The organism is Pseudomonas sp. JC1203 (assembly GCF_056175065.1).
This window is the reverse complement of the sequence record NZ_JBWCAM010000014.1, coordinates 1-15,772: the sequence shown is the minus strand read 5'-3', so window position 1 is coordinate 15,772 and position 15,772 is coordinate 1. Positions and strand designations below refer to the sequence as shown.

The window sequence follows — 15,772 nt, the reverse complement described above, 5'->3', positions numbered from 1 at the left end:
AGCTTGCCTGTCTGTGCCTTGGGGTGGGCAGGTTGCCTGTTAATGATGTCTGACGAATGTCGCGGCAGCAGGCAAGGAGGGTGTCGGTATGGAGCGGCAGGCGAGCAGTCATGACGAGACGGTTATGGGACATGCTTCAGGAACGATCCCCTTCGACACATACGGCTCCGGTGTGCCGGTTGAAATATAGCCAAGCTGTTCGAGAAGATTTTTAGCACTGAAGGGAAGTAGTCGAAATCTGCTGAGCATTGTGGGAATAGTTAAAGTGACGACGATTGGTGCGGGCACTAACCCGTACTCTAGTGAGTTAGACTATTAACCACTGCCAAGAATGCACAAGGTGGAACATCTGTGTCCCCCTCTCCTAAACGGAGAGGGGGGAGCTTAGCTAGCTACTCAGTGAGCCAAGTCTCGAGAATGCCATTCTTGCTTACTGGAGCAGTAGAGCGCTCTCGTAAATTATCCATGAGGTACTGCATCTCCAATCTGTCGGGATAGCTCTCTCGACAAATATTGAGAAGCGTGCCGACAAAAGATTTTATTGTGTCGTTGTTATAGTCAAAGCTAGTTATCGTATGACAAATAACTTGTATTAAGTGGGAGTGAATTTCTGTTTCTAATATGCTAATCGTCGGGTCTATCAAAGATTCGAATAGTGATTTTTTCAAGCTTTCGTCGGAGTTTGTACTTGCTGCTAGGAATAAACAGCTGAGAGCAGAAGCTCGAAAAGCTATTTGGTTTGCATCGTTGAGATAAATGGATTTAAGGTTGTCTTTGTTCAGGCCGTACTGTTCGAGAATTGCTTCGGCGTCCCAGCGAATGTCATCGGGGTTACTAGTAGTCAGGACTCGTAGCAGGTTTTGGGCTACAAGAGGGAGGAAAGAAAAATCTTCAGGTAGTGCTAGCTTGAACGCCTCAATGCGCTCCGGTCCAAGTGGAGGTAGATAACTTAATGAAACGTTCCTCAATATCGGACGCAAAGCCATGAAAAGTTTAGGCTGCTTTTCCGACATTACACCCCAGCCGCTGAATAATGGCATCATCGAGTGAGGGTTTTTTGAAACTGTCTCAAAGATAATGTCGCTGTATTTATCTGAGTAGGCGTCGTCAATTTTTTCTATGAAGCTAAATGTTCCCATGTAGCTGGCTAGTGCAAGTTGTGGGTGGGTTATCGCTACTGTCTTTAGCTGGTCCCTGGTCTTGATTGTAGGGAGATTTTGAAGTTCGTAATATGGGGTTATTAAAGAGCCGGGTGCGGGCTCGGAGTTGATCAGTGTGTCAAGATCCGATTGGCTAAGGCTTGAAAGTTTTGCGAGTGCGACGATTGGTGGCACCGAATAACAGTCAATAGGCAGGATGCTTGAAATCAAGCTGTGCTTGATAAAGTCTATCAGTTGGTATTGAACGGCTACCTGGTAAATTGTGGTAAGTGATTTGAGCGTTCTTTCTTGCCTAAATATAATGCAGTTGTTGATTATTTGGCATGCAGGTGCCTTGCTGTTCCAGTCGACAAGTTTAAGGTCTTCCGGGAGTTTTCCTGTCTTCCAGTTGTCAAGCCTGCGTACTACTGTGCATCCATTGATTTCAAGCTCTTCGTTGTCGTCACTGCGGTTTTGTGACCTCCAAGCAGGATTTAGCATCACCCAAAGCCCTTGCTTAACGTTTTCAGGGAAGTCGTATTCATCAAGGTCTACACGGTTTTTTATGACTGACCTGACGTATCTAAGAATTAGGTCAAGATTAAGCCCAGAGGGTGGGGCTTCCATGACAAAAAATTCCAGCGATAGTTGGATGAACCATTTGCTTTGCGGAGGTCTGTTGGTTGTTATGAATGGATAGTTGTCGTGGCCTAGAATCAGTAAATATATGCCGTCAAGATATGAGGGGGACGAGGTTTTTAATTTTCTTGAAACTTCATGTCGGCGATTGTGTTCGCATGGGAGTCGCTGAGCTAAGACAGCGGCTGCGTTGATCTGTTCAGGCTCACTTAACTCTAAGAGAGCATCAGTCATGCAGTTCAGAAGCCAACTTAAGGTGTTTGGGTGACGTACTGTGCAAAGCGATTCTGTGATATCGGCTTCCATCATCCCATAAATTGGAGATAAGCTATCCTTAAATTGGAGGCGCACAGATCGGTCCTGTTCGAAAACCCCTTCATGTAAAAGGCGGAGCGTCATTAGCGCCCCCGCACCCATTCTTCTGCTGTAGAAACGAAGCGGGGGTGATATATCACTGTCGTCTAATTTTAGGATCGTACTAACTGCGACGGCCAGTTCTGTGGGGCGGGAGGTGACGATTAATGCGCTTATTGCAAAATGCATTACTTCTCGCCAGTGAGAGTCGCCGCCTGTGATCTCCAAACGCGATTGCAGTTGTTGGTGGGTTACACCTGAATATAAGAATTCAGCAGCGAAAAATTCTTGCAGTTGGCGGACGTCGAATCGGACAGAAGAACTACTTTCGGGGGTGCTCACAAAAACTAGTCTTTGAACTGTTGCCTCCATTAGTGTTGCAACGATTTCATCGATTTTGTCGTCTTCATATTTCTGCGTCGTCTGCCTCGTCAGGGATTCAAACTGGGCTCTGCTGAGAGTAGTTTCGGCTCCCTCGCTATTCTCTGCCTTTGCGTGTAATGCGATACCTAGGCGCGAGTGGATGGCTTTCAGAAGTACGCTGTTATCCCGTAACAGTTGCGAAATTCTTGCGTCGGGGAAGTTTTTTAGACTTTCCCTTCTTTTCATTACTTGATAAAAATTCTCGAATAGTTCCCATCGTTTTTCAGGCGGCCTGCCACCTTCCTTGACCACTATTGCCATAATGTGGGATTGAAGCGGAGTAGTCATGAGTTCTTTAACTTGGGGCGAATCTATCGCAAGCTTCAAGGTATCGAGGCACCTCTCTGCATCGGATTGTCCAGTTGAAAATCTGATAACTCCTTCCGCGCACTTTAAGGCTATGTCGGTCGGGAGCGGGGTTAGATCTAATGTAACTGCATTTAGCTCTTTAAATTGCCCGGAGTAACCTTGCGGTCGAGTCGTGCATAATATTAATGCATCTGTGTCTAGCTGGGGTAGAGTAACGTTGGCGAAGCGTGTTACCTCGTCGGCTACGTGGTCCTTTACATCATTGGGCACTTCATCCAATCCGTCGAAGTTGAAGAACCAGCTGCGAGTTTCGAATGCTCGCTTAAGTGTGCCTCCTTCTACTGGTTGGTCAATTTTGACTGAGATTTTTTCGCATAGGTACGCTAGTATGCCTTTGGATTGTGGTGCGGATCTTCCTCCATGCCAGCTAGCGTAGTCTTTTAATTCTATCGAAATTGGTATTCTTGCAGTTATCGGTTTGAAGTTTAGTTTGGCGGCCGCGTGGAGTAACTCCCTTGCGGTTTCCTGCACATCTGGAAGGGTTGTAGGTGAGTTGGTTTCGAGCAGCAACGCAGCTCGTTGAATCTGGCAGAAAAACTGCCCTGCAGTGGATTTTCCTTGACCAGGACCGCCTTTGAGTATTATCGATCTTGCTCTTCTCGGGTGTGCAGCCCAAGCTCGCCATCCTTCTCCGAAACGTGCCCATGCAGTTGGTTTGTGGACGTTCGACGCTGTTGAGACGAGGGTTTCTAAAATATAAATTTGATCCTCGAATTCCTTGGGCTGAGCTGGAAGATCAACGAATAGTTCATATATTTTTGGTTTTGGTCCGGTCCCTCCAGCTTGCTCAAGTTTTGTGTATATTTGGTCCTTGAATTGGTCAAGTATTAGGTGGTCAATTATTGGGCGTACTTGGGCTGATGCGTCACCCATTTGGTGGTACATGGCGGAAAGCACATGCCCGGGCGTCAAAAAATGTCCGAAATATGTCGACACGTGCAGGTCGCGGGCGAGATAGTCAAGTATTTTTCTGCCGCCCCATATGTCGAATTTGAATCCAGATCCGAATGCATCCTCTACAAGGGTTTTTATTGAGTCATATGCCCCAGTGGCGGGTGTTCCAGACGGCTCTATATTAGTTGCTACTATCCAAATGTCCGGCCTTGCTCGTGGTTGGGTTTTATCTAGGTAGGCCGTGAGTTCTTTCTTTACTTCAGCTATAAGCCATTTTTGAGGGTCTTTCGACAGGTGGGGCTTATGGAACTTGGACTGGATAATCCATGTCCCATTCCAACGGTCCACTTCACTGGGATATGGCGCCTCTCCAATAAGTAGTCCGTCTCTACCCCCATCAGCGCCCTGCGCGAACCCCGTCACGCCTTTGCCCAAGACCGACAAGGCTAGGGAATTCACCATATGTTCAAAGGTATGAGAGTCGAGTTGCGTTAAATCAAAACTGTTAGACACGGTTCCTTCCTTGAGTAAGGTGAAAATTTAGGCAGCAGGGGGACCTACGGATCCTGCTTAGGTGGCATTTTGATATGGATACGAGGTAGATGCCAGCTGACGGTTAATGAGGTTGCTGCTGAGATGCCATACTTCACTGCGATTCAGGCGGAAAGCGACCGTTTCTGGGCTCCAGTCGCCAGGCTGAGAGCACCACCTAATGCGCAATGCAATACACCAGCCGGTTTGAGCCTACATACCATCGGCTCGGTTTTAGCGAGGTCAACGGCTCCGTTCTGGGCGCTTGACGTTTCCCGGTCTGTATAGAAGGCAAGTAATTCACGGACGGTCTCCAGGGGAATTGCCGACATGGTTTCGAACTACAGGTGCGGGTATCGACCTCTAGCGCTACCGTTCGGCGAGGGCTACACGGCCTCCTAGGCCTGTTAGTTCAGGGGCCCAGCATTCAACAAGGCAGGTCCTTCCACTCGCGATCCAGACTTTGCATCGCGAAAATTATTTACCAACACGAGCGATTCCTTGTGTAATCGCCTTCTGATTCCGATCAAGATAGGAAAGGCAATCGGTCACGCGTCCTAGCACTTCAATTGAGCCACGATCACCTACCCACTTTGTCAATTCCTCGATGGCCGCAGCCAAGGCGAGCTGGTTCGTGTGTAGGTCTGTCAGTACCTGTTGAAGCTGTGTCGTCTTGTCCATGATTGCTCCAGGGCATGCCTTCCGTTGAAGGCATTGTAGAATCAATTCCTCGACTACGATCTGCTGAAAGGGAAAAAGTACGCATGAGGAAAGGGATACTGATCGGGGCGTTCGTGCTATCAGCGAATGCTTGGGCGGGAGGCGACTACCAATGCACGATCCGTCGTGTGGTATCAGCCACTGAGCCGTCTGCATACAGCTCGATGGTCGGCAAGCAATTCACCGTGGGAAGGCAATCGGGGCTAATGGCGGGGTCGTTGAAGAATTCCTACTTTACTGAGCCCCAGGTCATTGATCCAGGCTCAACGGAGAACAGCTACAAGGTGGTGACAACGATGCGAACGGATCAAGGAGCGGGAGCTGGCTCCACTGTCTTTGCCCTGATCATCAATGAGTATGCAGATGGTCCGCAGAAGCCGTTCACCTTCATGGCTGACAGTGATGTTTTCTTCGGTGCCTGTCAGCACTTCTGAGGGTGGGGACTAATCAGGCATCACCATGCTTACTGGAAATGGATCATTTGAAGTCTAGGTCGGCAAGGGGGACCGTCGTTGACAGGCCACTGTTGATGTCGCGCATACGCTGTTCCGCGATGTACAAGTCTTCAAGGTCGTCCAAGTGAAGCACTATTGCTTGCTGTGCGTAGTATTCCTTCGTCTTTCCGGTCGATACCGCGAGCTGATCTAGGCGGTCTTCAACGTCAGTTGGCAGTTCGATAGTGAGCACGATTACGCTCCGTTGCGGGGTAGGTCCGAAGTGTAGCAAAGCTGAAAGAGGGCTTCTTGGTGGGGCATACCAGCCACCTACTTTCTCATCAAGCGGGCGCTTCGCTCGTTCTGCGAGCACCACCGCTTGCCATCCTTATGCATTAACCAAGGGTTGTAGAATTCCCGGATGTCTCTCGACATGCGGTGCGGGTCTACTTGCAAGCGCTGGTTTTCGGAGCGTCGGAATGCTTTATGCCAGCAGGCCTTATCGAATGCTTCCGACTTTGCTGTTGTGATCCCGAAGATGGGGGTTTTGCGTCGACTTCTGCTCATCGGATGGACTCAGGGCTATTGAGGCGCATCTGACGTGCACCGCCCTGAATCTTTCAGAGCCGAACAGGCTACCAGTGGATCGCGAGACACAAAAGCCTGGCGCTGCGGTTACCGTTTCCGTTGGTCGTCTAGTGGGCTTGGAAGCGGCTTGGTGGAGGGGGGTTTCCCTTATAAGGGTGGCTCGGTGCTTAGCCCCCTAGCCGCTGTGTAACTCGGTTGTGGCCTTTGCGGATGAAATATCAGGGGCGTCTATGGCTTTTGCTAGCCGTCGTTCATAGGGCGTTACAGGGCCTCTCACAGGGTCACGCTGGGGCTGGCGGCGGGAATGCTCTGAATTGCACCAGATGCCCCCGCTGGCAGGGACTAGGCCAAGCTCACTTCCCGCTTGATCCGGTACACGGTGGCCACGCCGCAGTCTGCAAGCTTGGCAATCTTCTCTGCCGACATGTTGGGGTGATCCTTCATCAGTGTCTGTACCTCTTTCCATATCGCCACGTTCTTGCCTTTGCCGGTGGGTCTCCATTCAGGGTCGGCAGCACGTTTGTTCTCCAGGCCTTGCCTGATCCGCTCCACGCGCTTTTCTTGATCCAAGCGGGCCATAGTGGCCATCAGGTCAATGAGCATTCCGTTGATCACGTCCATGATCTGGCCTGCAATGCTTTGGTCAGCAATCTGGTGGGTGGTTTCCAAGTCTTGCACGACTAGGCGTAGCCCCTTGGATTCGATGGTGTACTTCAAGGTTTTCCAATTGGCTTGGGATAGGCGGCTGAGGCGGTCCACGGACTCAACTAGCAACACTTCTCCGGGACTTGCTGAATCCAGCAGCCGCATTAGCTCTGGTCGGTTCAGCTTCGTGCCTGAAATGTTCTCCGCGTAAGTGGTGACAATGTTCAAGCCCTTCTCGGCGGCGAACTGCTCCAAGGCAACCTTAGCACGGTTGGCATCTTGATCCTTGGTGCTAGCTCTCAGGTAAAGGTGGGTGTTCACTGCTCGCTATCCTTTGCTCTCGTAATTGATAGCTTTATGATAATTCGATCATATATCTATATTCAATACCTAATTAATAGTGCTTTGAGTGTCGCTATCGCACTACCGGTTAGGTCTACTTCATTGATAGCGGGGCAGGGCGGTATTCAGGAAGGAAGACGGCAGCCTGTCCAATGCTGGGGGGGCGTTGGTGAGGGGCGTGACCTCTACTCGTTCAGCCACTGATACAACGCTTCGCCCGCTGGCGTCAGCCTGCAAACGAGTTCCGTAGCATCCTCGCTCGGCATTACCTCTGTTCGGATGTAGCCGCTGCTGATGAGAGCCTGTACCCAGGTAAGATTCTCGCCCTCAAGCGGAAGTGGCTTACCTTCGCTGGCTAACTGCAGCAATGCGGGGGTGTAGGGTACATGGCTCTGCACTGGGACTCCTCGGCTGATGTCGTTAATCCGCTATTGATCCAGGGGGGGCTGCCATCATCTGCATCGTTCGCAGGCTGCACTCTGGCCAGGCCATTTATCGCCATTTGACGGAGGCCGACCTGGATGACGGTGCTCGACTTAGCAATGTCCTTCATGGTGCAGGCCAGGGTCCAAGCCACGGGACCTTCGCCATTTTCAAGTAGCCAGTACGAGAGGTTACCCAGAGCGTCGGCAATGGCGAGTTGGTTCTTGTACAGTTCGTTCAGCACCGCTGTGGCGCATTGATGATCATCCAGTTTCATGTGCATTCCCTCGCATCAACGGCACAACCGGTGTTTGTGTCGTACTTGCTTCATGTTCCCTGTCTGACTCAATCCCTTAAATTTTATGCGGGAATTATGGCGGGCGGACGTCTGCCTAAGCCCCATGAGCTTCAATCCCAGTATTTCCGGGGCTATCGTGTGAGGGTAGCAGGTGGGAGCGGCGCTACATGGTTAGGCAGGATTAGTTCGGAATAGCTGCGGTGTTAGTTATACGAGACCGGCCTGTTAGCCTAAAGGCCTGCGAAGAGTGCTGAGATACTGACGCCCAAGGCATCAGCCAGCACCTTGATTGCGTTGATCGACGGGTTAGCCCCGCCTGTTTCGATACGGGACATGTAGGTTTTGGCGAAGCCGCACTTGTCCGCAAACGCCACCTGGCCAACGCCAACAGCCAAACACAACTCCCGCAATCAGCCGCTGATAGCCTCAACGTCTGCAATGAGCTCGGACGGGCGGCATCCCAGTGCAGATGCCAGCTTGAAGATGATAGTGATGGTCGGCTGGTTCACTCCACGCTCGATCAGGCTCACGTAATTCCGCTGCACATCAGCCTCCAGTGCCAACTGCTCCTGCGTCAGTCCTGCCAGCTTCCGCCGCTCGCGAAGAACTTTACCGAACGCCAACCCTGCTTCCACTGGGACCCCCTTAAATAAGGAGGCACTGTCGTGTCCGTGGGAGGCGAGGTCTTCACAATATACTGTGAATATTCGGTGTTAGCTGGCAATATTCTGCATAGCGAGCCTGTTTGGCAGGACGTTTAAGGCGAAGAACCTAGTTCACCGTTTGAGCTAGTTAAATTGACAACAAACTTGTTGGAGCTAAATGATGAGCGAACAAAACGTCACACCTGCACTAGATACTGCTGGTGGCACGGTCTACTTGAATCCAGCGATGCTAGGGAGGCTGGCTACGTTGACCATGGCCAGCCCCCACGCTACCACCGTCATGTTTTTCCTGATGGCGAGAATGGCTGGAGATGGTACGGTGCGGGTCACCCAAGCCACTCTAGCGAAGCAATGCGACAGCACGCTGCAGCAAGTAGAGAAGGCTATCGTCGATCTTGCGGATGCAGGCTGGATCAGTTCGGTCAGTGCGAGCGCTGAACCCGGGGGAGCGTTGGTGTGCGTCATAAATCCTGAGCTTGCGATGGCGGAGCAGATAGGGGAGTAGGCGTAACTAGCCTCCAGTTTGGCGAATATTATTCAGGTCAGATGGCTGGTGTTAAGGCCCACTACCCTGGACCTTTCTTGGTCATATGCCGTTGGGGTAATGGCAGCTGTGGCCAATGGAAGTGCAGGCCTTTCCAGCTATGCGGCCCTACCTTCTAATTACTGGCGAAGGTCCGGTCACAAATGCCCACCGTAAGCCTTATCGTGTGTGCTCTTGGCACAAGTATGGTACCGGCACATGAACTATGCAGGGATTGGACAACCCCTTTCCCTGCATTGTTTAGGTGGCGCTTGGATACATTTGTGCCTTTGGGCACGGATGAACTATTGTGACCTTTTCCGAAGTTAACATACGGGCCTTGGTTGGTCGTGGCTGAGGCCACAGATCAAGATCAAGATCAAGAGCGGGGAGGGGCTGCTTGCCCCGTCTCTCCCCTTACCTATATAAGGATTAGATCTGTGCTGTAGCACAGGTTGTCGCATTGTGGCGTAAGCGCCACGTAATAACTGTATAGGTATTGCATAATGCGGCGACGGAGATCTTGGCATTACTTGATTGGATGCAGGTGCAGGAAGTAGTCGCATAGAAGTCTGTGTCTATTACATTCTATAGAAAGGGTGACGCCAACCCGTCACACCCGTCATAACATTGCTGGAGCCCTTGTTTTACGCGGGGTTCAGGCATGACGGGTGGTACTACAACCCGACACTCACTCGTCATACCCATCATGCGCCTGTGCCGGTCAAGTAAGCTGCCTTCAGTTGGGCTGGTGAAGTTTTCTCGGAAAGTCCGTTTGCGAGCCCTCCAGGCGTAATCCACCAGCGGCCAGTTGAAGTCCGCTTCCCCAAGCACCCTTGTGCGGAAAGTTCAGTAGGCACTGCCCTATTGCTAAGAGTTTCCCCAGTCTGGGCAAGGTACTGTGCTTCGATGTCCAGGGCCTTAACGACAAGGCTCAGTTTAATCTGCCCAGCAACAAACTCATTGAGCGGGCTATGGTGGGCTATGCCGATCATCTGCCGCTTGCTATCAGTCATTGGGGGCTTCCCGCCAGCATGAAAGGTTGACAGGTCAACTGTCTCCAGCAAATCCCGTACAATCTGCATGCCACCTTGCTGAGTCAGCCAAGGCTTGAGCGTGACGTTGAGGAAGTGGTCGGTTTCCTCTATCGACACCTTGTGTTCAATGTAGGCAGGCACCCAGAATCTACGGTCTTCTCGTTCCAAGGTTAGAGGGCAAACATCGTTGCTGGACATCAAGAAGCTTAAGTAGTTGTCGACCGTGGTATCAGGCACGTACTTCCGACGCAAGGTGATCGTCCTGTTCCCCTGTATGGACTTTAGGGCGTGGACGGCAGCGCCACCTTTCTTGGCAACTTCGTCAATCAAGATAAGCGTCTTGCCTACCAAGGGGTCGTTGAAGTTGCCTATCACCTCGCTTAACGCTACCACGCCAACACTAGACTTTCCCAGTAACCCGGGAAGTATCGTTTCAGCGAGAAAGCCTTTGCCTACACCAGGAGCAGACCGTAGCAGCACCGTAGCGTTGATACGGGTGCCGGGATAACGAACCGCGTGGGCTAACCATTGCAGGAAGTAGCGTCGTTCTTCTTCAATTGGGAATAGGCGGTGCAGGAACTCTACAAACGGCGCCGCGTCCTGCAGGGATACTTGTGCCCCACTAGGTCGAATAGTTGGACCGGTCCACATGTTTAGGAGCCTATTGCCCTCGATTTCAACGATCCTACTGTAATTGCCTGGGAAGAAATCTTCCGCAAATACAAGTGGTAACTTGCTGAGCAGGTACTCGCCCGTGATATCTCCCGTCCCGCCCGCGTCCCGATAAGCTTGGAGTAGCATGCTGGGGTTGCCTTGCGGGGCAACTCTCATGTTTAACAAGTCGCGAAATCTAGGGCGATTATCTGTAGAGGGGACAATGACGAATCGCTCTTGTACCTTGCGAATTGCGGTGAAGCTGTTATCGGATAGACGAGGTGCAACGGTGGACATGCTTTCTTCCTTGTTTGAAATTGGTCAAATAATTTGATCTCCGCTATTTGGTGGTGCGCCTGGTTGGGGGCGAGGCTTCATTGTTTCATTCAATCTCTGGTGCTGATAGATGGCTGGCATACGTCACCAGCCATCATCATGTGATATATCGTCCAGGTCGGTTCATAGGATCGTCCGGGGTTGATATGTCCGTGTTGCTAAGGCTGTCGGCTAGCGTACAGTTGGGGCGCTTCTGTCGATCGGCATTAGGGTGTTACAGGCTGTCCCGACCATGTTTGGAAATAAGTTTGTGGATCCAGATCACACCTTTTCCGGTGAAGTATGTGGTGGCTCTGTACTCCGTATTGCCGGTAACATCGTTCTTGTATGAGGTTAATTTGAATTCGAAGCGTCCAGCATTCATATGTTTTTGGTAGGGTTGATTACGACGATGGTGATGAGACATCAGAATTTTTTGGGCTTGGAGGTAGCGAAGGAAGCATTTTCGGGTAGTGCCGAACATCTTGGAAACCTCACTTACGGTGTATAGTCGGGTGGTATCCACCAGATCGTTATAGAAGTCTACCTTCGGCGCGTCTTCCTCGATTTGCCGTTCGAACATTCGTACTTGCTCGGTATAGTCGAAAATCAAATTGTGCAAAGTTGGCACGTCCTTCAAAGCCTTTAGCGGCGTCCGGACTTGCTCTTCCAGCTCACGCAAGCGACGAATGACACCCAGTCGCAGCTTCGCGGTGTAGCCGAGGATCAGTGTTTCAGTCAGATCACGAGGCAGGCTGAAGCATGGTTTTTAGCGCTTGTAGGCGTCTAGGTAGACGGACGCAAAATCGCGTTCATCTTCACCCAGTTCAGCTAGGAGGTTGCGAATGTCCCGCATGACATCTGCATGCCGCTTCCCCGTCAGCTTTGCGATCTCCAGGCTGCTCATGGCTACGGCTGACGGTGAGTTGGTGAAATAGCCAACCGGTGCTCGCTGCAATCCGCAGGGAAATGGGCTTTCGGAAGACATGATTGTGGCTTTAGCCATTGGCTGGTGTGTAGTGGCGGTATAAGTTGTTAGTGCGTGCATGTATATTGGGTTTCCATGATTTTTGGCTATAGCTGCCCGTCGCTCGGATTGAGCAGTAATGGCGGGCGATAGTGTTTTCAAGTTTCTCGCGGAGTTATAGTGCAGGCGAGATGGGCACTTTGTGGTTTGAGTGCTAAGTCATAGTTGGTTGGCTCGTATTGTTCGTAGGAAAGCTTCGGGCAAAGGAGTCCCGTTGCAGAAACTTATGTTCTGTCGGTAGTGTGCTTGTCCACGTCTGTTGCGGCGTTGGTCGAAGTTTAAGTGTGACTGGCCTTCGTTCCAGGCGTAACTTTATGCTTGGGGCGCTGGGGTGAGCGAGTGTTACTGTGCAGGCATTAATTTCCATCCTTTGTTCTGGCGGCGCATGGTCAATGTCATAAACCAGTCGATGTCATCCAGGGTGATAGTCTGCTTGGGGCAATAAGCCGTCAACACATCTATGAATAAGCGGATGTCTGGGTCAACGTCATATGACCGGTTGGTTTCCGAATCGATTTTGTTGGCACTAAGGCCGAGCACTGCATCAGTGTCGTTGTTTACCACGAGCCATAAATTATCATTCCATTGGCCAAGCGTCGGTTTCGGTTTTTGAGTGCGAGTGCTCTTGGTGTTCGTGCGGGTGCTTTTGGGGCGTTGGTTAACTGCTTGCTTCTTAGTGTTAGTTGTTTGTTGTGTTTTCATTGGGCAATAGATCGCTATGTCTCGAAAGTCGGAATTATTTTGTGTTTGCAGTTTGGTTGCGAAGTTGGAGCGGGGGTGCTGCTACTGTTTGTTGTGGTGCAAAGTTGCTGCAGCTGCTTACTTGGGTTCTGGCTAGCGCATGATTTTCATTGCCTGAATATTATTGTTTGTTTTGCTATTAAGGCGGTTTCGGAGCTGCTCGTCAGCAGGTGAGACATATTTAACAATGGTTGGAATCGGGTGTCAACAGAACGTGGTGCACTATTTCATGGGTAAAGTCCATCACTTTGTTTACGAAAGAGCTGAAGTTGGCTGGAGGCCTGTTTATTCCAGGGGGTTAGTGATCCTGAAGGGTCTATATTGATATACCACGATGTCTGCGTTTTGTTTACGAAAGCCGACCCTGCTTATTACTGCGTAGCTTTATGGGGTAGTGCTTGCCCTGGCGGTGTTGAGGCGTGCGGTGCTGCCCGAGCCGCTGCTCCAGTAGCGCTTGCCAGCATGTACGGTCTCTGCTGGGCTGAAGCAGCGTTTAGGGGGGAGGCGGGTTTACTTGGTCGCCATGCTGATGTGCTCCAGAGCTCCTAGCATCGCCTTCAGCGGGCTGCGACTACCGTAGATGCTGAAGGTCACTGCACCGTCCTCATGCCCAGCTATCCGCTTGATCAGCGAGTCCTGCACTCCAGCATCACGCAGGTCATCGATGAGCGTGTGGCGGAAACTGTGGAACGTCTTCCTGGGGTCGCTGATGCCCAGCTTCGTCTTGTAGCGCCCGAACCATTTGGATGGTGCATGGCCTAGCTTGCCCCGAACGGCTTCCAGGTCTGGAAACATGCTTTCTGCCCCGGACTGCCGGAGTGACTGCACGTGCTCCAATAAGCCGAGTTCCATCAATGCCGGGTGCAACGGAAGTACGCGGCGGCTGCTGCTGTTCTTGAGTTGCTGGCCTTCACGTTTGTCATCAATGCTGATGCATTGGATCCCTTGCTGCTCAATGAAGTCATCCAGCTTCAGTTGGCACAGTTCCTCCAGCCGCGCCCCTGTGGCTCGCCCTAGCAGAGGCAGCCAGTAACGCCATGGATGCTTGCGTGCTTCTTTTAGCAGTGACTCATGATCCAGCAGAACAATCAGGTCATGGCGGTCGAAGGACAACCTTGCTTCTTTCGCCGACCCCACCATTACCTTCAGTCCCGCCAAGGGATTGTCTGCTACATAACCGTTCGATCTGCACCAGTTCAAGAAGGCAGTCAGCTTGCGGAGGCGGTTGTTCACGGTGACGGCGGTGATGGTCTTGTACGGGGTGCCGGATTCAATCACCTGCTTCAGCGTCTTGTTCTTGAACTCCGGGCGTAGAGCAAAGTACTGGGGGCAGCGAGCCAGGCGTTCCTTCAATAGCCGAGCTTGCTTCAGGTCGAAGGCGTCGGCAGGCATGTCGCCCATCAGGTCGAAGAGATCGGCCAGTGCGCGTTCAACTTCCTCGATGCTTGCCTGCCGCCATGTCCCACCCCGTTTCCCTTCTTCTATATAGAGCTTGGCAAGTGTTGAAAGGGTGGGTGTGGCGCTTGCCTGCTTTGCTGCGGCGGCTGGCGTGGGTTTGGGGGATAGCCGCACGAGTGGGGTAGGGGCAGCGTCCCGCCATTGTGAACATGCAGCGCGCAGAGCCTGGAGTGAGGTGAGCGGGTTGTCTATTAGGTGGCGTTGGATCTGCTCAGCCAGCGATGCTGCCAGGAACAACGCTGCTTGACGGTCACGGAGTTTCAAGCACAGGCGAAGAGTGGACCGCTTCGGGAACAGGTGCTTGGGCAGCCGCAAGTTCAGGTAATAGACGGCCTGGCGCCGGATGATGTAGGCCATGAGTGGAACACCAGAGTGGAACAACCAAGTGGAACAAATCTGGCCACACCCCTGGTTCATGAGCGTCCGTGCGATAGCTCCGCACGTTGGAATTCCAGCAACCCTATATCCCTGAAACCTTTGCCCCGTAAGGCCCGCAACGATTACCCGTCATGCTTGCATGGCACCTGGTCAGGCCCGGAAGGGAGCAGCCACAGCGGGAACATTGTGTGCCGGGGTGTGGCTGGTGGGGTTGCCTCCATTCTCTGCTTTATCTCTCCTTTATATATGATGCTTCACCCTTTCGCCGTGTGGTGATATTGGGGTGATTTCGTGCGTCCCGGTATTTCTTCTCTATTGCCTTTGGTTTGAAATCCCGCAGTGGCTTCCCGCGCATGTCATGGGGTTGCATCAGGGCCTCCAGGTGCATGCCGTTGTTGTGATGGTGTTCATGCAGTCGCGCGCCGCCCGCGCGGCGCTTCGCGGCCGCAGGCCGCTCCTACCGTTTGTTTCGGGCCAATCACACCAATGCCATCTCCCGGGTCCGCTTTGTTTGCCCACTGCAAATCTCCTTTGGTGCAAACAGAGCGGCCCCGGGAGATGACACTGACATAACTGGCCCGAAACAAACGGGTAGCACCGGCCGTTAGGCCGGGTCGCGCCGCGCGGGCGGCGCTCGATGTCATGAGGCATGAAATCCTCAAGGCATGCACCTGGCGGCCCTGATGCGGTGGTTTGCCGGATGCTTTTGACTTTAAGGACAATTTATCGAAATCAACGCTTGACGCCCCCGCAGATCTCTCTATAATTCGCCCCACTTCCGGCGCAACCTAAACGGAAAACTCCTTGAGTTTCAAAGAGTTAACCGAAGTAAGCAGCTCCGAAAGGTTTCGATCTTAACGTCGAAAGCGGTGAAAAGGCAGTTGACAGCAACGCAGGTTGCTGTAGAATTCGCCTCCCGCTAACGAGAGATCGAGGCGAGTCAAGTGGTTGAAGTTGAAAGAGAAATTCTGGAAAACTTCAAAATAAACGCTTGACAGACTCTGAGGAAGGCGTAGAATGCGCGCCTCGGTTGAGACGAAAGAATCAACCAACCGCTCTTTAACAATTGAATCAAGCAATTCGTGTGGGTGCTTGTGACTCAGACTGATAGTCAAAAAGATTATCAGCATCATAAGTTACTCCGCGAGAAATCAAAGATGTAACCAACGATTGCT

General features: G+C 51.8%; 14 protein-coding genes. 2 read left to right on the top strand and 12 right to left on the bottom strand.

Annotation, left to right across the window (positions count from 1 at the left end; genetic code table 11):
• Positions 1-392 precede the first annotated feature (392 nt).
• Positions 393-4,331, bottom strand: coding sequence for an NACHT domain-containing protein (locus AC0SZ7_RS20305; protein WP_475506071.1), 3,939 nt, complete (start codon positions 4,329-4,331; stop codon positions 393-395).
• Between the two features lie 495 nt (positions 4,332-4,826).
• On the bottom strand, positions 4,827-5,030 hold the full coding sequence (locus tag AC0SZ7_RS20300) for a hypothetical protein (protein WP_475506070.1): 204 nt from the start codon (positions 5,028-5,030) through the stop codon (positions 4,827-4,829).
• A gap of 14 nt (positions 5,031-5,044) precedes the next feature.
• On the opposite strand from AC0SZ7_RS20300, the gene AC0SZ7_RS20295 reads away from it, so the two are divergent.
• Complete coding sequence (locus AC0SZ7_RS20295; protein WP_475506069.1) at positions 5,045-5,503, top strand: hypothetical protein; 459 nt, start codon at positions 5,045-5,047, stop codon at positions 5,501-5,503.
• Between the two features lie 43 nt (positions 5,504-5,546).
• On the opposite strand, the gene relB is transcribed toward AC0SZ7_RS20295, so the two are convergent.
• The 5 genes from relB to AC0SZ7_RS20270 form a co-directional block, all read right to left on the bottom strand.
• Complete coding sequence (gene relB, locus AC0SZ7_RS20290) at positions 5,547-5,756, bottom strand: type II toxin-antitoxin system RelB family antitoxin (RefSeq protein WP_475506068.1); 210 nt, start codon at positions 5,754-5,756, stop codon at positions 5,547-5,549.
• 677 nt (positions 5,757-6,433) lie between these two features.
• Complete coding sequence (locus tag AC0SZ7_RS20285; RefSeq protein ID WP_475506067.1) at positions 6,434-7,057, bottom strand: recombinase family protein; 624 nt, start codon at positions 7,055-7,057, stop codon at positions 6,434-6,436.
• Between the two features lie 376 nt (positions 7,058-7,433).
• Complete coding sequence (locus AC0SZ7_RS20280) at positions 7,434-7,778, bottom strand: hypothetical protein (RefSeq protein ID WP_475506066.1); 345 nt, start codon at positions 7,776-7,778, stop codon at positions 7,434-7,436.
• A gap of 251 nt (positions 7,779-8,029) precedes the next feature.
• Positions 8,030-8,200: a helix-turn-helix domain-containing protein gene (locus AC0SZ7_RS20275; RefSeq protein WP_475506206.1), complete on the bottom strand. Its 171-nt coding sequence runs from the start codon at positions 8,198-8,200 to the stop codon at positions 8,030-8,032.
• Between the two features lie 9 nt (positions 8,201-8,209).
• Complete coding sequence (locus AC0SZ7_RS20270) at positions 8,210-8,434, bottom strand: helix-turn-helix domain-containing protein (protein ID WP_475506065.1); 225 nt, start codon at positions 8,432-8,434, stop codon at positions 8,210-8,212.
• A gap of 190 nt (positions 8,435-8,624) precedes the next feature.
• On the opposite strand from AC0SZ7_RS20270, the gene AC0SZ7_RS20265 reads away from it, so the two are divergent.
• Positions 8,625-8,969 (top strand): hypothetical protein, encoded by a 345-nt coding sequence (locus tag AC0SZ7_RS20265; protein ID WP_475506064.1) that lies wholly within the window; start codon positions 8,625-8,627, stop codon positions 8,967-8,969.
• A gap of 725 nt (positions 8,970-9,694) precedes the next feature.
• On the opposite strand, the gene AC0SZ7_RS20260 is transcribed toward AC0SZ7_RS20265, so the two are convergent.
• The 5 genes from AC0SZ7_RS20260 to AC0SZ7_RS20240 all read right to left on the bottom strand — a co-directional run bounded on the left by AC0SZ7_RS20260 (position 9,695) and on the right by AC0SZ7_RS20240 (position 14,576).
• Positions 9,695-10,975, bottom strand: a complete 1,281-nt coding sequence (locus tag AC0SZ7_RS20260; protein WP_475506063.1) for a primase-helicase family protein — start codon at positions 10,973-10,975, stop codon at positions 9,695-9,697.
• Positions 10,976-11,228: 253 nt separating this feature from the next.
• Positions 11,229-11,675 carry a phage antirepressor KilAC domain-containing protein gene (locus AC0SZ7_RS20255; protein WP_475506062.1) on the bottom strand — a complete coding sequence of 149 codons (447 nt, stop codon included), beginning with the start codon at positions 11,673-11,675 and terminating at the stop codon, positions 11,229-11,231.
• Between the two features lie 87 nt (positions 11,676-11,762).
• Positions 11,763-12,041, bottom strand: coding sequence for a Rha family transcriptional regulator (locus AC0SZ7_RS20250; protein WP_475506061.1), 279 nt, complete (start codon positions 12,039-12,041; stop codon positions 11,763-11,765).
• A gap of 321 nt (positions 12,042-12,362) precedes the next feature.
• Positions 12,363-12,722 carry a hypothetical protein gene (locus AC0SZ7_RS20245; protein ID WP_475506060.1) on the bottom strand — a complete coding sequence of 120 codons (360 nt, stop codon included), beginning with the start codon at positions 12,720-12,722 and terminating at the stop codon, positions 12,363-12,365.
• Between the two features lie 549 nt (positions 12,723-13,271).
• Positions 13,272-14,576 (bottom strand): tyrosine-type recombinase/integrase, encoded by a 1,305-nt coding sequence (locus AC0SZ7_RS20240; RefSeq protein WP_475506059.1) that lies wholly within the window; start codon positions 14,574-14,576, stop codon positions 13,272-13,274.
• Between the last annotated feature and the right edge of the window lie 1,196 nt (positions 14,577-15,772).

Bases quoted from the DNA above. Each gene is read 5' to 3' on its own strand.
- AC0SZ7_RS20300 (WP_475506070.1), bottom strand. From the start codon at position 5,030: ATGGACAAGACGACACAGCTTCAACAGGTACTGACAGACCTACACACG.
- AC0SZ7_RS20295 (WP_475506069.1), top strand. From the start codon at position 5,045: ATGCCTTCCGTTGAAGGCATTGTAGAATCAATTCCTCGACTACGATCT.
- AC0SZ7_RS20280 (WP_475506066.1), bottom strand. From the start codon at position 7,778: ATGAAACTGGATGATCATCAATGCGCCACAGCGGTGCTGAACGAACTG.
- AC0SZ7_RS20265 (WP_475506064.1), top strand. From the start codon at position 8,625: ATGAGCGAACAAAACGTCACACCTGCACTAGATACTGCTGGTGGCACG.
- AC0SZ7_RS20260 (WP_475506063.1), bottom strand. From the start codon at position 10,975: ATGTCCACCGTTGCACCTCGTCTATCCGATAACAGCTTCACCGCAATT.
- AC0SZ7_RS20250 (WP_475506061.1), bottom strand. From the start codon at position 12,041: ATGCACGCACTAACAACTTATACCGCCACTACACACCAGCCAATGGCT.
- AC0SZ7_RS20245 (WP_475506060.1), bottom strand. From the start codon at position 12,722: ATGAAAACACAACAAACAACTAACACTAAGAAGCAAGCAGTTAACCAA.
- AC0SZ7_RS20240 (WP_475506059.1), bottom strand. From the start codon at position 14,576: ATGGCCTACATCATCCGGCGCCAGGCCGTCTATTACCTGAACTTGCGG.